This is a genomic window from Simplicispira piscis (assembly GCF_054783455.1).
This window is the reverse complement of sequence record NZ_BAAGQN010000032.1, coordinates 1-19,765: the sequence shown is the minus strand read 5'-3', so window position 1 is coordinate 19,765 and position 19,765 is coordinate 1. Positions and strand designations below refer to the sequence as shown.

The following is a 19,765-nucleotide window of genomic DNA, read 5'->3' as shown; positions in this document are numbered from 1 at the left end:
GTGCCCGGCGCCCATCGCAGCGCTGCACTCTGCAAATAAGGAACACCATGACCGGGATTTCTTCACCCGCCCGTCCCACCGCCGTATGCCGTGTTGCTGTGGCAGGGGCGTCTGGCCGCATGGGCCGCATGCTGATCGAGGCGTTGCGCGACAGCGATGATTGTGTTTTGGCAGGGGCGCTCGATGTCCCTTCCAGCCCAGCCATTGGCTCGGATGCCACCGCCTTTTTGGGAGTGGCCAGTGGCGTGCCGATCACAGCCGACCTGCGCATGGGGCTGGGCAATGCCGACGTGTTGATCGACTTCACGCGGCCCGAAGGCACGCTGGCCCATCTGGCCGTGTGCAGCGAGTTGGGGGTGAAGGCTGTCATTGGTACTACCGGGTTCACCGAGGCGCAAAAAACCGAGATCGCTGCCTATGCGCAGCGCACAGCCATTGTCATGGCGCCGAACATGAGCGTGGGTGTGAACGTCACGCTCAAGCTATTGGAAATGGCGGCCAAGGCCCTGGCAACAGGTTATGACATCGAGATCATCGAGGCGCACCACCGTCACAAGGTCGACGCGCCCTCGGGCACCGCGCTCAAGATGGGCGAGGTCATTGCCGATGCGCTCGGGCGTGACTTGAAGGACTGCGCCGTCTATGCCCGCGAGGGTGTCACGGGCGAGCGCGATCCGTCGAGCATTGGCTTTGCCACCATCCGGGGCGGCGACATTGTGGGCGACCACACCGTACTGTTTGCCGGCACGGGCGAGCGCATCGAAATCACCCATAAATCGTCCAGCCGTGCCACGTATGCACAGGGCAGCCTGCGCGCCGTGCGTTTCCTGTGCGGGCACAGCGTGGGCATGTTTGACATGTTCGACGTGCTGGGACTGCGCTGATACCGACCGCCATGGATTCCTTGCACTGGTGGCGCCAGGGAGACGCCGTGACACAGGCCACGGCGCTGCTGCTGCTGGCCATGTCCGTGGCCAGTTGGGTGGTGATTGTGTGGAAGCTGCTGTTCCTGCGCCGCGCCCGTGGCGACGTGGCGCGCTGCATGGCTGCTTTCTGGCAAGCCCCCTCGTTGGAGGTGGCGCAGCAAACCCTGGCTTCTTTGGACCGCGAAGCGCTGGTGCTGCCGATGGTTGCAGCGATCCATTCCATCACCGATGAGGCGCCCGCCCGCAGCCTGGGCGCGTTGGGCCCGAAGGCGCAGCAATTGACGCGCGTGCTGCGTGGGGCTTTGCATGGCGCATTGGCCCGGCTGCAGTTCGGCCAGGTGCTGCTGGCCACTGTAGGTTCCACCGCGCCCTTTGTCGGACTGCTGGGCACGGTATGGGGTATCTACCATGCGCTCACGGCCATTGCCGGGGCGGGGCAGATCAGCATCGACCGGGTGGCCGGCCCGGTGGGTGAAGCCCTGGTCATGACCGCCGCAGGGCTGGCTGTGGCCATCCCCGCCGTGCTGGCCTACAACTGGTTCGGCCGCATGATTGGGCACATTGAGGTCGACCTGGAAGGCTTTGCGCTGGATTTGCGCGACTGGCAGGCGCCTGCGCAACAGGGCGGCGCATGAGCACGCACTGCCGGAGGCCCTGCTGATGGCCTTTGGACGACTGGAGCGCAACGCTGCGCCGCAGCCCATGAGCGACATCAACATGACCCCGCTGGTCGATGTGATGCTGGTGCTGGTGGTGATCTTCATTCTGACCGCTCCGTTGCTGGCCAGCTCCATTCGGCTGGACCTGCCGCGTGCCGACGGCACCGTACCGGGTGCCGCACCCCAGGCCGTCACGCTGGTGGTCGACAAGGCCGGGCAGGTGTTCCTGGACGACCAGCCACTGACACAAGAGGCATTGGCGCAGCACCTGGCAGAAACAGCCGCCAGCCAACCCGATACCGAGGTGCAGCTGCGCGCCGATGCCGCTGTGCCTTATGGGCGGGTGGTTGAAATCATGGGCGCGGCGCATGCCGCAGGGCTGCAGCGCATTGGTTTCGTGGCCGACCCCGCGGCGGCTGCACCGTCGCCTTCGACACGCTGAACAAGCGCGGCGCTGCCAGCGCCTAAAATCCCGGCAACGCAGCGGTTTGCGGCTGCACCTTCTTATTTCCGGGCATCCATGCAAGACAAATACCAACACACTGAGGTCGAGCGCGCCGCGCAGGCGCACTGGACGGACGGCGACGCTTACCGCGTGACCGAAGACAGCAGCAAAAAGAAGTTCTACGCCTGCTCCATGCTGCCCTACCCCAGCGGCAAGCTGCACATGGGCCATGTGCGCAACTACACGATCAACGACATGCTCACGCGCTACCTGCGCATGAACGGCTACAACGTGCTGATGCCCATGGGTTGGGATGCGTTTGGCCTGCCGGCCGAGAACGCCGCGATGAAAAACAGCGTGCCACCGGCGCAGTGGACCTACGACAACATCGCCTACATGAAGAAGCAGATGCAGGCGATGGGCCTGGCCATCGACTGGAGCCGCGAGATTGCCACCTGCGACCCCACTTATTACAAGTGGAACCAGTGGCTTTTCTTGAAAATGCTGGAAAAAGGCATTGCCTACCGCAAGACCCAGACCGTGAACTGGGACCCAGTGGACATGACGGTGCTGGCCAACGAACAGGTCATTGACGGCAAGGGTTGGCGCACCGGCGCGCCAGTGGAAAAGCGCGAAATTCCCGGCTACTACCTGAAGATCACCGGTTACGCCGAAGAACTGCTGGCCAATGTGGCCGGTGACAAAATGCCCGGCTGGCCCGAGCGCGTCAAGCTCATGCAGGAGAACTGGATCGGCAAGAGTGAGGGCGTACGCTTCGCCTTCCCGCACACCATCCACGGCACGGATGGGGCGCTGATCGGCGGCGGCAAAATGTACGTGTTCACCACGCGCGCCGACACCATCATGGGCGTCACTTTCTGCGCCGTGGCGCCCGAGCACCCGCTCGCCACCCACGCAGCCAAGACCAACCCCGCGCTGGCTGCCTTCATCGAAGAATGCAAGAGCGGCGGCACCACCGAGGCCGAGCTCGCCACCCAAGAGAAGAAGGGCGTGCCCACGGGCCTGTTCGTCACCCACCCACTGACCGGCGAGCAGGTGGCCGTGTGGGTGGGCAACTATGTGCTCATGGGCTATGGCGACGGCGCCGTGATGGGTGTGCCTGCGCATGACGAGCGCGACTTTGCTTTTGCCCTCAAGTACGGCATCGACATCAAGCAGGTGGTGCTGGTCGATGGCGAGACTTTCGACTACCACCAGTGGAATGACTGGTACGCCGATAAGCAGCGCGGCGTCACCGTCAACTCCGGCAGCTTCAGTGGCCTGTCGTACAAGGACGCCGTGGCGGCCGTGGCCCATGCGCTGGGCGAAAAGGGCCTGGGCGAACTCAAGACCACCTGGCGCCTGCGCGACTGGGGCGTCTCGCGCCAGCGCTACTGGGGTACGCCCATCCCCATCATCCATTGCGACGAGCACGGCGCCGTGCCGGTGCCGGAAAAAGACCTGCCGGTGGTGCTGCCCACCGACTGCGTGCCCGACGGCTCGGGCAACCCGCTGCACAAGCATGAAGGCTTCCACGCCGGTGTCGTCTGCCCGGTCTGCGGCAAGGCCGCGCGGCGCGAGACCGACACCATGGACACTTTCGTCGACAGCTCGTGGTACTTCATGCGCTACTGCGACCCGAAGAACACCGAGGCCATGGTGGCCGAAGGTGCTGATTACTGGATGCCGATGGACCAGTACATCGGCGGCATCGAGCACGCCATCCTGCACCTGCTGTACGCGCGCTTCTGGACCAAGGTGATGCGCGACCTGGGGTTGGTCAAGGTCGATGAGCCCTTCACCAAACTGCTCACGCAGGGCATGGTGCTCAACCATATCTACAGTCGCCGCACCGACAAGGGTGGCAAGGAGTATTTCTGGCCGCACGACGTGGAGCATGTCCACGACGCGGCGGGCAAGGTCGTCGGTGCCCGGCTGGTCAACGCCGTGGGTGATTTGCCCGTGGGCACCGCCATCGACTACGAGGGCGTGGGCACCATGTCCAAGTCCAAGAACAATGGCGTGGACCCGCAGGACCTGATTGAAAAGTACGGCGCCGACACCGCTCGCCTGTACACCATGTTCACCTCGCCGCCCGAAGCCACGCTGGAATGGAACGATGCCGCCGTCGAAGGCAGCTACCGTTTCCTGCGCCGAGTCTGGAACTTCGGTTTCAAACTGGCTGCTATGGATGGTGTAGCTGCCAGCGCAAGTGTGGCGGGCGCTACAAGCCTAAAAGATGTAAATTTTGGCAAGGAGGCCAAGGCCCTGCGCCTGGAGATCCACACCGTGCTCAAGCAGGTGGACTACGACTACCAGCGCATGCAGTACAACACCGTGGTCTCGGGCGCGATGAAGATGATCAATGCGCTCGAAGACTTCAAGGCCCTGGATTGCGCGGGCGCACAGGTGGCACTGATCGAAGGCTTTGGCATTTTGCTGCGCTGCCTGTACCCGGCCACGCCGCACATCGCGCACGGCTTATGGAGCCAGCTGGGCTACGCACAGCACCTGGGCGATCTGCTCGACGCACCCTGGCCACAGGTGGCGCCCGATGCGCTGGTGCAGGACGAAATCGAACTGGTGTTGCAGGTCAATGGCAAGCTGCGCGGCGCCATCCAGGTGCCGGCACAGGCCGATAAGGCCGAGATCGAGCGCATTGCCGTGGCCAGCGAGGTCTTTGTGGCCCATGCGGGCGGCGCCGCTCCCAAGCGCGTGATCGTGGTGCCCGGGCGCCTGGTCAACGTGGTGGTATGAAGTGAAACGCCCCCCTGTGTCGCTGCGCTCCTTCCCCCCGCTCTCGCAGGGGGACGCCCCCAGTGCGGCGGGGCGGCCCTTGCACGGGGGCCGCTGGCCTGGGCCGCGCCTGTTTCATGCGTCGTGGGTGGCGCGTAGTGCAATGGGCCATCCTAGAGACAGCAGTTGACCGCTTTGTATCTCTTGCTAAGCCGCATGAAAGCTATCGTTGATGGCTTCGATGGTGTTCACCTGATGGGTGGGAGCGCTATGCACCCGTCAGCACTGCGCTCAGAGCGCTATGCGGCGTTGCTCCTCCTTGTGGGTAGGAGCCTGCCGCGTCGTCTCGCCTTGCCTGACACCCAGATCACGGCACCGGCGGGCACATCCAACTGCCGTTTCTAGGATCATTGATATGCAAAGACGCGCCCTTCTGACCCTCGTGCCCGCCGCCGTTCTGGCGGGTTGTGGCTTTCGCCTGCGAGGGGTGCCCGAGTTTGCGTTCGGCTCCCTTTTCATCGCCGCACCGCCAGCTTCGTCCCTGGCGTTGGAGCTGCAGCGCACGCTGGAAGGCGCAGGCGGGCCGCTCAAGGTGCTGCGCGACCCCGCTGCGCTGCCCACGGCCGAGGCCGTGCTGGATCTGTTGTCTGAGCAGCACGAGCGCGCCGTGGTAGGGCTCAATGCCTCCGGCCAGGTGCGCGAACTGCAGTTGCGTCTGCGCATCCGTTTTCGCCTGCGTACGCTGGATGGCACAGCCCTCATTCCCGACACCGAGCTGCTGCAGCAGCGCGATATCAGCTACAGCGAAACCATCGCACTGGCCAAGGAAGCCGAAGAGGCACTGTTGTACCGCAACATGCAGACCGACCTGGTGCAGCAACTGCTGCGCCGCCTCGCGGCCGTCAAACCTTAGTTTTTTGCAGACACGCGCATCAGCGTGCTCTTGCCAAACAGGGATTCCACCAAGTCCACCGCGAGTAAAGCGGTCTTGTTGCGCACATCCAGCGCGGGGTTGAGTTCGACGATGTCGAGCGAGGCCAGGCAGCCGCTGTCGGCAATCATCTCCATGCACAGCTGCGCCTCGCGGTAGGTCGGGCCGCCGGGCACCGTGGTGCCCACGCCGGGAGCGATGTCCGGGTCGAGAAAATCCACGTCAAAACTCACGTGCAAGTGGGTGTCGGCATCCAGGCCATCGAGCGCTTGCAGCATGGTCTGGCGCATGCCCACTTCGTCGATGAAGCGCATGTCAAACACCTCCAGCCCCTGTTCGTGCACAAAGCGCTTCTCGCCCGCGTCCACGCTGCGGATGCCGATTTGGCGGATCTGGTCGGGACGCAGTGCAGGCCCGCCGCCGGGCATGCGCGCCAGTTCGGTCAGTGCAGCCGGGCCAAACCCGCACAGGCAGGCTACGGGCATGCCATGCACGTTGCCGCTGGGAGTGAGCGCACTGGTGTTGAAGTCGGCATGGGCGTCCAGCCACAGCACGCGCAGCTTGCGGCCGGTGTCCACGCAATGGCGCGCCACGGCGCTGATGCTGCCCAGCCCCAGGCAGTGGTCGCCGCCCAGCAAAACGGGCAGGTGGCCCTGCTGCAGTGCGCCGCGCACCGCATCGAAAACAGCCTGGTTCCACAGCACCACTTCGTTCAAATGGCGGTAGCCATTGACCGGCGGTAACCAGGGGTTGGCCGGGCCGTTGAGGTTGCCGCGGTCCAGCACCTGCAGACCACGGCTTTCCAGCGCCGCCTGCAGTCCCGCCACGCGCAAGGCCTCAGGCCCCATGGAGGCACCGCGTGCGCCCGCGCCAATGTCGGTGGGCGCGCCAATCAGGCTGATGGGGGAGCGGGTGCGGGATGTGTCGGGGTTCATGCGGGCAGGGCCTCCGGATGGGCGGGGGTGGGGGCCTGGCGGGCCGCGCCGTGCAGCACGCCGAACAGGTCCTTGGGGTCTTGCATCTCTGGCACCAAATCAATGGGGGTCGCCAGGTGCGGGTATTGTTGCAGCAGCGCGTGCAGTGTGCGCAGGGCCGAGAAATCCTCCAGTGCAAAACCGACTGAATCAAAAACCGTCACCTCCTGCCCCGTGCGCCGACCTGGTGCTGTGCCGCGCAGCACGCGGGTGAATTCGGTCACGGCAAAGTCGGCGGGCATTTGCTGGATTTCGCCCTCGATGCGCGACTGGGGTTCGTACTCCACCACCACAAGGGCGTCGCTGCGGCGCAGGATGCCTTCGTGCAGTTCGGTCTTGCCAGGGCAGTCGCCACCCACGGCATTGAGGTGCATGCCCGCCTCGATCATCTCGGGCAGCAGGATGGTGGCGTTGCGCTTGTCGGCGGTGACCGTGGTCACGATGTCGCTGCCGCGTACGGCCTCGTCCACCGACGCGCAGCGCACGATCTGCAGGCCTGGCAGGTCCAGGTGTGTCAGGTTGCGTTCGAGTTTTGCGCTAGCGCCGGGGTCTGTGTCGAACAGGCGCAGCTGGCGGATGCCCTGCAGGTGGTAGAAAGCCAGCGCCTGGAATTCGCTTTGCGCGCCATTGCCGATCAGCGCCATGGTGCGGCTGTCCTGCCGGGCCAGGTGGCGTGCAGCCAGCACCGACATGGCGGCGGTGCGCAGTGCGGTGGTCAGCGTGAGCTCGGATACCAGCAGCGGGTAGCCGGTGTCCACATCGGCCAGCACACCAAAGGCCGTGACGGTGAGCAAGCCCTCGGCCGTGTTCTTGGGGTGGCCGTTGACGTACTTGAAGCAGTACAGGTGCCCGTCGCTGGTGGGCATGAGTTCGATCACTCCGACGGGGGAGTGAATGGCGTGCCGCGCCGATTTGTCGAACTGCTCCCAGCGCCGGTAGTCGCTGTCCATGGCCTCCACCAGTTGCTCCAAAAAATGTGCCAACCCGACGTGCTGCACCAGTTCGCGTACGCTGTTTACGCCCATGAAATTCACCATGATGGTCTCCTTATCTTGTGTATGCAGAGAATTCTCCGCAAGGGCGCGGCCAAAGAAAAGTGAGAAAGCTGTGCAATTCCTGTAATTAATAGAGCAATGTGACAGCCAATAGTGGCGATATGCTGCATATCAGGTACCGCACCGGGGCGGCCTACCCCAAGGCAGGCAGAGCGGGGCGATACACTGCCGCCCATGCAAGTCGCCCTGGCCCAACTTACCGCACAGCTGCAACGCGGCCTTGCGCCGCTGTATGTGCTGCATGGCGACGAAGCCCTGTTGCAGCAAGAGGCAGCGGATGCCATTCGCTCCGCCGCACGCGCCCAGGGCTACACCGAACGCAGCAGCTTCACCGTGGCGGGCGCGCATTTCGACTGGAGCGCGGTGCTGGCGGCGGGCGGCAGTCTGAGCCTGTTCGCCGACCGGCAGATCATCGAAATCCGCATCCCCTCGGGCAAGCCCGGCAAGGATGGCAGTGTGGCGCTGCAGCAGATCGCTGAAGGCGCGCGGGGCAACGACAGCACGCTCACCGTGGTGCAACTGCCCAGGCTCGACAAGGCGACCAAGACGGGCGCCTGGTTTGGCGCGCTCGACGCTGCGGGGGTGGCGGTGCAGATCGACCCCATCGAGCGCGGTGCGCTGCCGCAGTGGATTGCCCAGCGCCTGGGCGTGCAGGGCCAGCGCGTGGCGGCGGGAGAAGAGGGCCAGCGCACGCTGCAGTTTTTTGCCGACCGGGTGGAAGGTAACCTGCTGGCGGCGCACCAGGAGATCAGCAAGCTGGGCCTGCTGCATCCGCCGGGCGAGCTCTCGCAGGCGCAGGTGGAGGCGGCCGTGCTCAACGTAGCGCGCTACGACGTTTTCAAGCTCTCCGAGGCGGTGCTGGCGGGCCAGGTGCTGCGCGTGCAGCGCATGCTCGATGGCCTGGAAGCCGAGGGCGAAGCGCCGGTGCTGGTGCACTGGGCGCTGGCCGAGGATATTCGCGCCTTGAAGCGCGTGAAAGATGCCATGAACGCAGGCCGCCCCTTGCCCATGGCCCTGCGGGAAAACCGCATCTGGGGCACCAAGGAGCGCCTGTACGAACGCATCCTGCCGCGCGTGGGCGACGCCGCGTTGGCGCGCCTGCTGCAATCGGCCCACCTGGTGGACGGCATCGTCAAGGGCCTCAAGCAGCCCGACTGGCCGACGCAGCCCTGGCAGGCGTTGCAGCGGCTGGCAATGCAGCTGGGTAAAACCTGTCGCGGTTAGTGGGTAACACGCGCTGGTGTGAGTCGCCCGCGACCCATACAAGCTGCGCGGGCACAGGGCGAACTTATTTGCCGTCGCCCACGACAAACGTCACTTGCATGTTCACGCGATACGAGGTGATGCGGCCGTCTTCTACGGACACTTTCTGCTCCTTGATCCAGGCGCCGCGCACGTTTTTCACGCTGTCGCAGGCGCGGGCGATGCCCTGGTTGATGGCATCTTCAAAACTCTTGGCGCTGGTGGCGCTGACTTCAATGACCTTGGCTACGCTCATGGGAAATCTCCTGTAAAGGGATGGCAAAACAGCTTGCCAGTGAGCTTTCCATGCTAGTTCTGTGCCGCGATTCGTCTGTCAGCGGTGAACGCACCACGGCGTAGGAGGAGGCGCTGGGCGTGCGCCCAGGGTGAATAAGGCACCGGTTCTCGCCCGGCTTGTAGGGAAGGCATGGGCCAGGCGTTGCGCGGGCGCCAACTGCGGCAGAATCCAGGCATGAACGCCCTCAACGTCTCCGAATACACCCAGACCCTCGGTTTGCAGGCAAAAGTGGCTTCAGCCCTTATGGCTAAAGCGCCAGCAGCTATCAAAAACAAAGCGCTGCGTGCGCTGGCGCGCTTGCTGCGCGAACAAACCCCGGCGCTGCAGCAGGACAACGCGCGTGACCTGGAGCGCGCCCGTGCCGCCGGCCTGGCCGAGCCCCTGGTGGACCGCCTCAAGCTCACACCCCAGGTGCTGGAGACCTGCGCCCAGGGCTGCGAGCAGTTGGCCGCCATGCCCGACATCATTGGCGAGATCATTGGCATGAAACAGCAGCCCAGCGGCATCCGCGTGGGCCAGATGCGCGTGCCGATTGGTGTGTTCGGCATGATTTTCGAGAGCCGTCCCAACGTCACCATCGAGGCGGCCAGCTTGTCGATCAAGAGTGGCAATGCCTGCATCCTGCGTGGCGGCTCCGAGGCGATCGACTCCAACAAGGCGCTGGCCCGGTTGGTGCAGCAGGCGCTGGCCGAGGCGGGTTTGCCGCAGGATGCCGTGCAACTGGTGCAGACCACCGACCGCGCAGTGGTGGGCCAACTCATCACCCTGCCGCAGTATGTGGATGTGATCATTCCGCGCGGTGGCAAGGGTTTGATCGAGCGCATCAGCGCGGACGCCAAAGTGCCCGTCATCAAACACCTGGACGGCAACTGCCACACCTATGTGGACGACCCCTGTGACCTCGACATGGCCGTGCGCGTAGCCGACAACGCCAAGACCCAGAAATACAGCCCCTGCAACGCCAGCGAAAGCCTGCTGGTGGCGCGCGGCGTGGCCGCGGCATTCCTGCCCCGCATCGGCAGCATCTTCGCGGAAAAAGGGGTGGAAATGCGGGTTTGCGCCGAAAGCAGGGCGCTGTTAGCTCCTGTTTCGGGAGCGAAACTGGTCGATGCCACCGAGCAGGACTGGTCTGAGGAATACCTCGCGCCCATCATCTCCATCCGCGTGGTGGCGGGCGTTCAGGAAGCCATTGACCACATCAACCAGTACAGCAGCCACCACACCGAGGCCATCCTCACCTCTGACCACAGGCATGCCCAGCAGTTTTTGCGCGAGGTGGATTCCAGCAGCGTGATCGTCAACGCCAGCACGCGCTTTGCCGATGGTTTTGAATACGGGCTGGGCGCCGAGATCGGCATCAGCACCGACAAATTCCATGCGCGCGGGCCTGTGGGGATCGAAGGCCTGACCTCGCTCAAATACGTTGTGCTGGGCGAAGGCGAAGTGCGTGCCTGAGCGTGCGCCACGCTTACATTGCGCCTGACGCACCATGAAAATCATCATTCTGGGGGCGGGCCGCGTGGGCCAAAGCGTGGCCGAAAGCCTGGTGTCCGAGCGCAACGACATCACCGTCATCGACACCGATGCCGACCGCCTGCGCGAGCTTGAAGCCCACCTGGATCTGCGCGGCGTGGTGGGCAACGGCATTGACCCTGCGGTGCTGGCCGAGGCTGGCGCCAAGGACACCGACATCCTGATTGCCTGCGCAGCGCAGGACGAGACCAATCTGGTGTGCTGCAAGGTGGGGCAACTGTTGTTCAACATCCCCACGCGCATTGCGCGCGTGCGCTCGTCGGGGTTTGATGCCGCCGGACCGCTGGCAGGTCCCGAGGGCTTTGCCGTCAGCATCATCTGTCCCGAGGCTTCGCTCACGCGCTACATCAGCAAGCTCATCGAATACCCCGAGTCCATGCAGGTGCGTGAGTTTGCCGGCGGGCGGGCCTGCCTGGTGGCCACGCGCGCGGTCGCGGGCGCACCCATGGTGGGCAAAACCATTGGCGAGGTGCGCGAAGCGACGCCCGATGTGGCCATGCGCCTGGTGGCCATTTACCGCCGCTTTCCAGAGGAGCCCGACCGTTTTGTGCCGTGCAGCGGCAGCACGCGCATCGAGCCCGGCGACGAAGTGTTTGTGCTCGCCGCACGTGAGAACCTGCCTTTTGTGTTGGCGTCGCTGCACCGCCGCAATGGCCAGCAGGCGCGCACGGTGCGCCGCATCATGGTGGCCGGTGGCGGCGATGTAGGTTTGCGCTTGGCGAAAAAGCTCGGTGCCGAACCGGGGCGCTTTCACGTCAAGCTGATTGAGGACAACCCGCAGCGCTGTATCGACCTGGCCTCTGCGCTGCCCTCGCATGTGCTGGTGTTGCAGGGTGATGCCACGGACGAGAAGCTGCTCGAGAGCGAGAGCATCGAAGAGGTGGACCTGTTTCTCTCGCTCACCGATGACGACGAGGACAACATCATGTCCAGCCTGCTGGCCAAGCGCATGGGTGCCAAGCGCGTGCTGGCGCTGATCAACCGGCGCAGCTATGCCGACCTGATGCATGGCACGCAGATCGACATTGCCCTGTCCCCTGCGCAGGCCATGCTGGGCGAGCTGCTGGCGCATGTGCGCCGGGGCGATGTGCAGGCCGTGCACAGCCTGCGCCGCGGCGTGGCCGAGGCGCTGGAGATCGTGGCGCGTGGCGACCGCAAGAGCTCGCGTGTCATCGGGCGCAAGGTGAGCGACTTGCGCTTGCCCGAGGACGTGCACATCGGGCTGATCGTGCGCGGCTTGCCCGAAGCCGGTGCCGAGGTGTTGCCCGGTGCGCCGAGCGTACCGCCCGAGGTCATCATTCCGCACAGCCATACGGTGATCGAAAGCAACGACCACGTGGTTTTCTTCCTGCCCCACAAGCGCCTTGTGCCGGATGTGGAAAAACTCTTCCGCGTGAGCGCCACGTTCTTCTAACGCTGCAGTCCGCAGCGCTTGTGCCATGACCGACGTTTTTCCCGTTCTGCGCGTGCTGGGCATGCTGATCATGCTGTTTGCCATGGCCATGGGCGTGCCGCTGGCGGTGTCCTGGTACTGGCAGGATGGCGTGTGGCAGGTTTACCCGCTGTCCATGGGCGTGACGTTGCTGGCGGGCCTGGCTCTGGTGGTTTTTCTGCGCCGCTACAAACGCGAGCTGCAGCCGCGCCATGGCGTGATGCTGGTGTCGCTGGTATGGGCGCTGCTGCCGCTTTTTGCCTCCATACCGCTCATGCTGGCGTGCGACGCGGTCGGACGCCCCTTGTCTTTCACCCATGCCTATTTCGAGGCGGTGTCAGGCCTGACGACCACCGGGTCGACTGTTTTGTCGGGCCTGGACAGCTTGCCGGTATCGGTCAATGTGTGGCGCACCTTCCTGCAGTGGATCGGCGGCATGGGCATTTTGATTTTGGCTGTGGCGGTGTTGCCTTTGCTGGGCGTGGGGGGCGCCCAGCTGTTCAAGGCCGAAGCCGCTGGCCCCATCAAGGACACCAAGCTCACGCCGCGCATGACCGGAACGGCCAAGGGGCTGTGGGGGGTTTATTTTTTCTTTTCGCTCGGCTGCGCGCTGGCCTACTGGCTGGGCGGCATGGAGCCGCTCGACGCCGCCATGCACATGTTCACGACGGTGAGCCTGGGCGGGCTGTCATCGCACGATGCGAGTTTTGCGCACTTCCAGTCGCCGCTGCTGGAATGCATCGCGCTGGTGTTCATGCTGCTGGCGAGCTGCAATTTTGCGCTGTATTTCGTCGCCATGCGCAAGGGGCACTGGTACGGTTTTTGGCGGGACCCGGAGATGCGTGCCACGTTTACCGCGCTGCTGGGCGGCGGCCTGTTCGTGGCCGCCCTGTTGTGGGCCAAGGGGGTGTACGGTCCGCTGGAGGCGCTGCGGCATGGCGTTTTTCATGTGGTTTCGGTGGCTACCACCACGGGTTACGCTACGGTGGACTATCTGACCTGGCCGGTGTTTGCGCCGGTGTTCATGCTCATGCTCTCGGGCGTGGCCACCAGCGCCGGCTCGACCGGCGGAGGCATCAAGATGGTGCGCATGCTCATTCTGGTCAAGCAGGCGCGTCGCGAACTCACGCGCCTGGTGCACCCGAACGCAGTGCAGCCCGTGCGCCTAGGCGGCGCGGTGGTAGAGCCCCGCATGATTTTTTCGGTCATGGCCTTCATGCTGGTCTATGGTGGCACCATCATCGTTTTGAGCATGGTGCTCATGTTGACCGACCTCGACCCGCTGACGGCCTTCAGCGCTGTGATCGCCAGCGTCAACTGCACCGGCCCGGGCCTGGGCATCGTCGGGCCAACCTCTAACTACACGGTGCTGACCGACTTCCAGACCTGGGTGTGTACGCTGGGCATGCTGCTGGGGCGCCTGGAGATCTTGAGCTTTATGGCGCTGCTGACGCCGGCGTTTTGGCGGCGCTGAGGCTGAGAAATGGGCATCTGTGGCACTCTGAAAAGTCTGGGAGGCGCTGTGCAAGTCCCTACAATCGACTCCAACCGCGTCATTCAAGGCAGCCATGGTCCCGAACCTCATCACGGCCCTCACCGGGCCCATCAACGAGCTTGAACAGCGCATCATCGACTCCATGCCCGCCACAGAGCGCTGGTTCCGGCTGGAGTGGATGGAGCATACGCCGCCGTTCTACACCTCGGTGGACATCCGTAACGCCGGGTTCAAGCTGGCGCCGGTCGATACCAACCTGTTTCCCGGGGGCTGGAACCACCTGACGCCCGAGATGCTGCCTTTGGCAGTGCAGGCGGCCATGGCGGCTATCGAGAAGATCTGCCCCGAGGCACGCAACTTGCTGATCATTCCCGAGAACCACACGCGCAACAGCGTCTATTTGGAAAACCTGGTGCAGTTGCAGCGCATCTTCAATATGGCCGGTTTGAATGTGCGCGTGGGCTCCATCAGCCCCGAGGTCAAGAAGAACACCGTGATCGAGTTGCCCAGTGGCGAGTCCATTACGCTCGAACCCGTGGTGCGCACCCGCGGGCGCCTGGAGCTCAAGAACTTCGACCCCTGCACCATCCTGCTCAATAACGACCTGTCGGCCGGTGCACCGGGCATTTTGGAAGACTTGCACGAGCAATACCTGCTGCCACCGTTGCATGCGGGCTGGTCTGTGCGGCGCAAAAGCAACCACTTTCGCAGCTATGAAGAGGTGTCCAAACGCTTTGGCAAACTGCTGGGTATCGATCCGTGGCTCATCAACCCGATGTTTGCCAAATGTGGAGAGGTCGATTTCGCAGCCGATACCGGGATGGAAGGGTTGCAGGCCCAGGTGGACGCGCTGCTCGGCAAGATCCGGCGCAAGTACAAGGAATACGGCATCCACGAAAAACCGTTTGTGGTGGTCAAGGCTGATAACGGCACCCATGGCATGGGCGTGATGACGGTGCACGATGCCAAGGAGCTGCAAGCGCTCAACCCCAAAGCCAAGAACATGGTGGCGGTGATCAAGGACGGGCAGCCCGTGCATGACGTCATCGTTCAGGAAGGCGTGCTGACCCAGGAGCGCATGCACGACGCCGTGGCCGAGCCCGTGGTTTACATGATGGACCGTTACGTGGTGGGGGGCTTCTACCGTGTGCACGCTGACCGGGGCGTGGACGAGAACCTCAACGCGCCAGGCGCCGATTTTGTGCCGCTGGCGTTTGACCACAGCAATCACCTGCCGCAGCGCGGTGTACGCCCCGGGGCCAGTGCGCCCAACCGCTTCTATATGTATGGTGTGGTGGCGCGCCTGGCCATGCTGGCCGCAAGCTACGAGCTGGAAGCAACCAACCCGGACGCCGAAATTTACGACTGAGCGGGGCGGTCGCGTTCAGTTGTTGCGACGCAACAAATTGTAATTTTGCGGGGTGAATGGCTCCGCACACACCGGAGGGGCGGGGCCTGGGAGCGCAGAATAAGCCCTCTCAGGTTCATGGAACCCTGTCCGCCCGGCAGGCAGGGGAAATCAGTGCAGCACACAAAATCTTCTGCGGCAGCGCTCACTCTGGCTGCCATCGGTGTCGTCTATGGCGATATCGGCACCAGTGTGCTGTATGCACTCAAAGAGGTCTTTGCCTCAGGCCACGTGCCTTTCACGCAGGCCAACATCTACGGCATTCTGTCGATCCTGTTCTGGACGTTGACCGTCATCGTGTCCATCAAGTACGTGGTACTGGTGCTGCGGGCCGACAACAATGGCGAGGGCGGGCTGGTGGCCATGCTGGCGCTGGCGTCGCAGGCGGTGAAGGACAAGCCCCGCCTGCGCAGTGCCCTGCTGGCCATGGGTATTTTTGGCACTTCGCTGTTCTATGGTGATGGCGTCATCACCCCGGCCATCTCGGTTTTGTCGGCGGTGGAAGGGCTGGAGGTGGTTTCCCCGCATTTCACCCAGTTCGTTCTGCCTCTGACACTGCTGGTGCTGTTCTGCCTTTTTGTGGTGCAAAAGCGGGGTACGGGCGGTATTGGCCGTTTTTTCGGGCCGATCACGCTGGTGTGGATGCTGTGCATTTCGGCTCTGGGGGTCTCGCACATCATTGGCCACCCCGAAATCCTGTGGGCCCTGAGCCCTCACCATGCAATAGGTTTCATTTTCTACAACCCGGGAACGAGTTTCATCATCCTTGGGGCCGTGGTGCTGTGTGTGACGGGCGCCGAGGCCTTGTATGCCGACCTAGGCCATTTCGGAAAAAAACCCATCCGCATGGCCTGGTTCGCCGTGGTGATGCCTTCTCTCACGCTCAATTACTTTGGCCAGGGTGCGCTGCTGCTGGCCAACCCCGAAGCGGTGAAGAACCCGTTCTACATGATGGCCCCGGACTGGGCGCTGGTGCCACTGGTGGTATTGGCCACCATGGCGACGGTGATTGCCTCGCAGGCCCTGATTACCGGTGCCTTCAGTGTGACCAAACAAGTGATCCAGCTGGGTTATCTGCCACGTCTGAACGTGCAGCACACCAGCGTGCGCGATACCGGGCAAATCTACATACCGTTTGTCAACTGGGGCTTGTTTGTCGCCATCGTGCTGGCCGTGGTGATGTTCCGCTCGTCCAGTAATCTGGCAGCCGCCTATGGCATTGCCGTCACGCTGGACATGCTGATCACCACCGTGCTGACCTTCTTCGTGCTGCGCTATCGCTGGAACTATCCGCTGGCGCTGTGTGTGGCCGCCACGGGTTGCTTTTTTATCGTCGATCTCGCGTTTTTCAGCTCCAACCTGCTCAAATTGTTCCAGGGCGGGTGGTTCCCGCTGCTGATTGGCGGCGCGGTCTTCACATTGATGATGACCTGGAAACGGGGCCGTTATCTGTTGAACGACAAATTGCGCTCCGACGCGATCGATCTGGTCAGTTTTCTCGATTCGGTTTTCATCAGCCCGCCAACGCGGGTCGATGGAACTGCTGTGTTCCTGAGCTCCGAGCATGGTGCGGTGCCCAATGCCCTGTTGCACAACCTCAAGCACAACAAGGTACTGCACCGCCAGAACCTGTTTGTGACGGTGCAAAACCATGAGGTTCCCTGGATCGGGCTGGATAAGCGCCTGCAGGTCGAATCGTTGGGGCACGACTGCTGGCAAGTGGTGATCCATTACGGTTTCAAGAACGACCCCGATGTGCCGCGCGCCCTGCAACTGCTGCGTGGGCGCGGCTGCGAAGTCGAGCCCATGACCACCAGCTATTTCCTTTCGCGCGATACGGTCATCCCGTCGATTGGCGGCGGCATGGCGCCGTGGCGCGAAAAGCTGTTTGCCCAGATGCACCGCAACGCCAGCGCGGCGGCCGACTTTCTGAACCTGCCCAACAACGCAGTGGTCGAGCTAGGCTCCAAGATCGAGCTGTGAGGCACGCTGCGGGGGGCTTTCACCTCTTTTGAAGTGTTTTTAGCCTCTTTCGCTTTACCCGTAAGCGCTATCAGCTATTATTTAAATAGCAATTTTGTGCAAGAGAGTGCTGCGTTGTGCAGCTTTGCCGCTGGCACGAGTAACCGGATGCTGCCCATGCGATTTTTCAAAGATCTGAGTCTGTCGGCCTTCACTGCCGGATTCGTAGCCGTGCTGGTGGGGTTCACCAGTTCGGTCGCCATCGTTTTCCAGGCAGCGCAGGCCTTCCATGCCACACCGGCGCAGGTCACTTCCTGGATGTGGGCCCTGGGTTTGGGCATGGGCTTGTGTTCACTGGTGCCCTCGCTGTGGCTGCGCAAGCCCGTCATGGTGGCTTGGTCCACGCCGGGCGCCGCCGTTCTGGCCACTGCGGGCATGGCTGGGGGCTTCAGCATGGCCGAGGCGATCGGTGCTTTCATGGTTTGCGCGGCGCTCATTACGGTGGCGGGCGTCACGGGCTGGTTCGAGCGCATCATGGGCCGCATCCCCATGGAAATCGCATCCGCCCTGTTGGCGGGGGTATTGGCGCGGTTTGGTCTGCAGGCTTTTGCTGCCGCGCAAACAGCCCTGCCGCTGATTTTGGTGATGCTGGCCAGCTATTTGGTCACGCGCCGACTGTTACCTCGTTATGCCGTGGTCGTCACTTTGGCCGTTGCTATTGCCTACGCGGCTTTGCAAGGCCAGATGGCCTGGTCGGCAGTTGCGTTCGAACTGGCCATGCCCCAATTCACTACGCCGCAGTTCACCTGGGGCGCGCTGGTCAGCCTGGCCTTGCCCCTGTTTGTGGTCACCATGGCGTCCCAGAATCTGCCCGGGGTGGCGGTTATGCGCGCCACAGGTTACGACATGCCGGTCTCGGGTTTGATCACCCTGACAGGCTTGGCGACGCTGGTGCTGGCACCCTTCGGTGCATTCGCTCTCAATTTCAGCGCCATCACGGCCGCCATCTGCATGGGCCCCGAAGCCGATGAAGACCCAAACCGGCGCTACACCGCCGCAGTCTCCTGCGGAGCGCTGTATGTTCTGATTGGTATTTTTGGTGCCGTGGTCACGGGCTTGCTGACGGCGTTTCCCAAGGAACTGGTGATTGGCATCGCCGGGCTCGCGCTGCTGGGCACCATCGGCAACGGCCTGGCTGTCGCCTTGCGCGACGAGGGGCACCGCGAAGCAGCCCTGATTACGTTTCTGGTCACCCTCAGTGGTGTAGTGATCGGAGGCATTGGATCGGCCTTCTGGGGCGTGGTGGCCGGCAGCGTTGCGCTGTTTGTGCAACAGTACGCACGACGCGGCACGGCATCCTGGTAACGCAGGGGCTGGGGCCCAACGCTCAAATCGTCATTTCCAAAGCCACACCATGCAACTGCTTTTCATTGCCGACCCACTCGAAGTCTTTAAAACCTACAAGGACACCACCTTCGCAATGATGCGCGAGGCCGAGCGCCGAGGGCACACGCTTGCGGCCTGCCAGCCGCAAGATGTCATGTGGGAGCGTGGTCGGCCCGTAATGGCCCAGGTGCGCGACATTGCGCTGACCGGACACGCCGAAGACTGGTTTCGTGTGCGCACGGAACGAGCGGTGGCCCTGGCAGATTTTGACGCTGTGCTCATGCGCAAGGACCCGCCCTTCGATAGCGAGTATTTCTATGCCACGCACCTGCTCGAGCAGGCTGAGCGCGATGGCGCACGGGTGTTCAACAAGCCGCGCGCCCTGCGCGACCACCCAGAAAAGCTGGCCATCATGGAGTTCCCGCAATTCATTGGCCCTACGCTGGTGACGCGCGATGCGCGCGACATCCAGCGCTTCCATGCAGAACACCGCGACATCATCCTCAAACCACTCGATGGCATGGGGGGCATGGGCATCTTTCGCGTAGGGCCGGATGGCATGAACCTGGGCAGCATCACGGAAACCCTGAACCGGGGTGGAGCACAAAGCCTGATGGTGCAGAAGTTCCTCCCCGAAATCGTCGAGGGCGACAAACGGGTACTCATCATTGGTGGTCGCCCCGTGCCGTTTTGCCTTGCGCGTATTCCCCAGGGCAGCGAAGTGCGTGGCAACCTGGCCACCGGCGGAAAGGGTGTGGCACGGCCGCTATCAGAGCGCGACTTTGAAATTGCCCACGCATTGGGCCCCATCTTGCAGGATCGTGGATTGCTCCTGGCCGGCGTGGATGTAATTGGTGACTATGTCACGGAAATCAATGTCACCAGCCCGACCTGCTTTCAGGAGATACAGCAGCAAACAGGCTGCGACGTAGCCTCCTTGTTCATCGATGCCCTGGAAGAAGCGACGAACAAGGAATAAAAGCGAAACTTGAGCCGCGGAGCCGAAATCCTGTGCTACAGTCGAGGGCTTCGCTGCACAGAAGTTCTTCCTAGGAAGAGCGATTGAGCCGATGTGGTCTGGGGGTTGAAGAGCCTGGGCTGAGATTGTTGAGAGGGGCGGATAAAAAATCTTCGGTTTTGCGTGGTGGGGAGTAAAAACCCGGTATACAATGCAAGGCTTCGCTGAACGGAAGTGCTGCTTGCGGTGCTGATGGGAAGTGAAAAGATGCAGGGGGTTAAAAGACCCCTTGTGTTGACAGGAAATAAAAAAACCTGTTATAATT

Annotated in this window: 16 protein-coding genes; 13 read left to right on the top strand and 3 right to left on the bottom strand. The window is 63.0% G+C overall.

From position 1 onward, the window contains the following. Positions 1 to 47: 47 nt before the first annotated feature. The 5 genes from dapB to ACYVOC_RS18165 all read left to right on the top strand — a co-directional run bounded on the left by dapB (position 48) and on the right by ACYVOC_RS18165 (position 5,679). Entirely contained in the window at positions 48 to 884 is an 837-nt protein-coding gene (gene dapB / locus ACYVOC_RS18185; protein ID WP_116005193.1) for a 4-hydroxy-tetrahydrodipicolinate reductase, read from the top strand. A gap of 11 nt (positions 885 to 895) precedes the next feature. Next, positions 896 to 1,561 carry a MotA/TolQ/ExbB proton channel family protein gene (locus ACYVOC_RS18180; protein ID WP_116005192.1) on the top strand — a complete coding sequence of 222 codons (666 nt, stop codon included), beginning with the start codon at positions 896 to 898 and terminating at the stop codon, positions 1,559 to 1,561. Positions 1,562 to 1,586: 25 nt separating this feature from the next. After that, positions 1,587 to 2,027, top strand: a complete 441-nt coding sequence (locus tag ACYVOC_RS18175) for an ExbD/TolR family protein (RefSeq protein WP_116005191.1) — start codon at positions 1,587 to 1,589, stop codon at positions 2,025 to 2,027. Between the two features lie 78 nt (positions 2,028 to 2,105). After that, positions 2,106 to 4,787, top strand: coding sequence for a leucine--tRNA ligase (gene leuS / locus ACYVOC_RS18170; protein WP_116005190.1), 2,682 nt, complete (start codon positions 2,106 to 2,108; stop codon positions 4,785 to 4,787). Between the two features lie 394 nt (positions 4,788 to 5,181). Next, positions 5,182 to 5,679, top strand: coding sequence for an LPS-assembly lipoprotein LptE (locus ACYVOC_RS18165; RefSeq protein ID WP_116005189.1), 498 nt, complete (start codon positions 5,182 to 5,184; stop codon positions 5,677 to 5,679). Here ACYVOC_RS18165 and rocF read toward each other — a convergent pair. Then, positions 5,676 to 6,632: an arginase gene (gene rocF / locus ACYVOC_RS18160; RefSeq protein ID WP_116005188.1), complete on the bottom strand. Its 957-nt coding sequence runs from the start codon at positions 6,630 to 6,632 to the stop codon at positions 5,676 to 5,678. The two genes, ACYVOC_RS18165 and rocF, sit on opposite strands and share 4 nt — an antisense overlap. Further along, complete coding sequence (locus tag ACYVOC_RS18155) at positions 6,629 to 7,708, bottom strand: ornithine cyclodeaminase (RefSeq protein WP_461162701.1); 1,080 nt, start codon at positions 7,706 to 7,708, stop codon at positions 6,629 to 6,631. Before ACYVOC_RS18155 ends, rocF begins: the two co-directional genes overlap by 4 nt. Before the next feature lie 192 nt (positions 7,709 to 7,900). On the opposite strand from ACYVOC_RS18155, the gene holA reads away from it, so the two are divergent. Further along, positions 7,901 to 8,950 carry a DNA polymerase III subunit delta gene (gene holA / locus ACYVOC_RS18150; RefSeq protein ID WP_116005186.1) on the top strand — a complete coding sequence of 350 codons (1,050 nt, stop codon included), beginning with the start codon at positions 7,901 to 7,903 and terminating at the stop codon, positions 8,948 to 8,950. Between the two features lie 64 nt (positions 8,951 to 9,014). Here holA and ACYVOC_RS18145 read toward each other — a convergent pair whose 3' ends face one another. Continuing rightward, the gene (locus ACYVOC_RS18145) at positions 9,015 to 9,224 is read right to left on the bottom strand and encodes a dodecin family protein (protein ID WP_116005185.1); all 210 of its coding nucleotides are present in this window, start codon (positions 9,222 to 9,224) and stop codon (positions 9,015 to 9,017) included. A 216-nt stretch (positions 9,225 to 9,440) separates the two neighbouring features. On the opposite strand from ACYVOC_RS18145, the gene ACYVOC_RS18140 reads away from it, so the two are divergent. The 7 genes from ACYVOC_RS18140 (at position 9,441) to gshB (ending at position 19,461) form a co-directional block, all read left to right on the top strand. Beyond that, complete coding sequence (locus ACYVOC_RS18140) at positions 9,441 to 10,721, top strand: glutamate-5-semialdehyde dehydrogenase (RefSeq protein ID WP_116005184.1); 1,281 nt, start codon at positions 9,441 to 9,443, stop codon at positions 10,719 to 10,721. A 34-nt stretch (positions 10,722 to 10,755) separates the two neighbouring features. After that, positions 10,756 to 12,213 carry a Trk system potassium transporter TrkA gene (gene trkA, locus ACYVOC_RS18135; RefSeq protein ID WP_116005183.1) on the top strand — a complete coding sequence of 486 codons (1,458 nt, stop codon included), beginning with the start codon at positions 10,756 to 10,758 and terminating at the stop codon, positions 12,211 to 12,213. Positions 12,214 to 12,238: 25 nt separating this feature from the next. Then, positions 12,239 to 13,705, top strand: coding sequence for a TrkH family potassium uptake protein (locus ACYVOC_RS18130; protein ID WP_116005182.1), 1,467 nt, complete (start codon positions 12,239 to 12,241; stop codon positions 13,703 to 13,705). A 94-nt stretch (positions 13,706 to 13,799) separates the two neighbouring features. Beyond that, positions 13,800 to 15,095: a glutamate--cysteine ligase gene (gshA, locus tag ACYVOC_RS18125; RefSeq protein WP_116005181.1), complete on the top strand. Its 1,296-nt coding sequence runs from the start codon at positions 13,800 to 13,802 to the stop codon at positions 15,093 to 15,095. A gap of 153 nt (positions 15,096 to 15,248) precedes the next feature. Beyond that, positions 15,249 to 17,117: a potassium transporter Kup gene (locus ACYVOC_RS18120; RefSeq protein WP_116005180.1), complete on the top strand. Its 1,869-nt coding sequence runs from the start codon at positions 15,249 to 15,251 to the stop codon at positions 17,115 to 17,117. 156 nt (positions 17,118 to 17,273) lie between these two features. Next, positions 17,274 to 18,461, top strand: coding sequence for a benzoate/H(+) symporter BenE family transporter (locus ACYVOC_RS18115; RefSeq protein WP_116006175.1), 1,188 nt, complete (start codon positions 17,274 to 17,276; stop codon positions 18,459 to 18,461). Between the two features lie 49 nt (positions 18,462 to 18,510). Next, positions 18,511 to 19,461, top strand: a complete 951-nt coding sequence (gshB, locus tag ACYVOC_RS18110; protein WP_461162700.1) for a glutathione synthase — start codon at positions 18,511 to 18,513, stop codon at positions 19,459 to 19,461. Positions 19,462 to 19,765: the final 304 nt, after the last annotated feature.

Bases quoted from the DNA above. Each gene is read 5' to 3' on its own strand.
- leuS (WP_116005190.1), top strand. From the start codon at position 2,106: ATGCAAGACAAATACCAACACACTGAGGTCGAGCGCGCCGCGCAGGCG.
- ACYVOC_RS18155 (WP_461162701.1), bottom strand. From the start codon at position 7,708: ATGGTGAATTTCATGGGCGTAAACAGCGTACGCGAACTGGTGCAGCAC.
- gshB (WP_461162700.1), top strand. From the start codon at position 18,511: ATGCAACTGCTTTTCATTGCCGACCCACTCGAAGTCTTTAAAACCTAC.
- ACYVOC_RS18175 (WP_116005191.1), top strand. From the start codon at position 1,587: ATGGCCTTTGGACGACTGGAGCGCAACGCTGCGCCGCAGCCCATGAGC.
- ACYVOC_RS18180 (WP_116005192.1), top strand. From the start codon at position 896: ATGGATTCCTTGCACTGGTGGCGCCAGGGAGACGCCGTGACACAGGCC.
- ACYVOC_RS18130 (WP_116005182.1), top strand. From the start codon at position 12,239: ATGACCGACGTTTTTCCCGTTCTGCGCGTGCTGGGCATGCTGATCATG.
- trkA (WP_116005183.1), top strand. From the start codon at position 10,756: ATGAAAATCATCATTCTGGGGGCGGGCCGCGTGGGCCAAAGCGTGGCC.
- rocF (WP_116005188.1), bottom strand. From the start codon at position 6,632: ATGAACCCCGACACATCCCGCACCCGCTCCCCCATCAGCCTGATTGGC.
- dapB (WP_116005193.1), top strand. From the start codon at position 48: ATGACCGGGATTTCTTCACCCGCCCGTCCCACCGCCGTATGCCGTGTT.
- ACYVOC_RS18115 (WP_116006175.1), top strand. From the start codon at position 17,274: ATGCGATTTTTCAAAGATCTGAGTCTGTCGGCCTTCACTGCCGGATTC.
- ACYVOC_RS18145 (WP_116005185.1), bottom strand. From the start codon at position 9,224: ATGAGCGTAGCCAAGGTCATTGAAGTCAGCGCCACCAGCGCCAAGAGT.
- ACYVOC_RS18165 (WP_116005189.1), top strand. From the start codon at position 5,182: ATGCAAAGACGCGCCCTTCTGACCCTCGTGCCCGCCGCCGTTCTGGCG.
- gshA (WP_116005181.1), top strand. From the start codon at position 13,800: ATGGTCCCGAACCTCATCACGGCCCTCACCGGGCCCATCAACGAGCTT.
- holA (WP_116005186.1), top strand. From the start codon at position 7,901: ATGCAAGTCGCCCTGGCCCAACTTACCGCACAGCTGCAACGCGGCCTT.
- ACYVOC_RS18140 (WP_116005184.1), top strand. From the start codon at position 9,441: ATGAACGCCCTCAACGTCTCCGAATACACCCAGACCCTCGGTTTGCAG.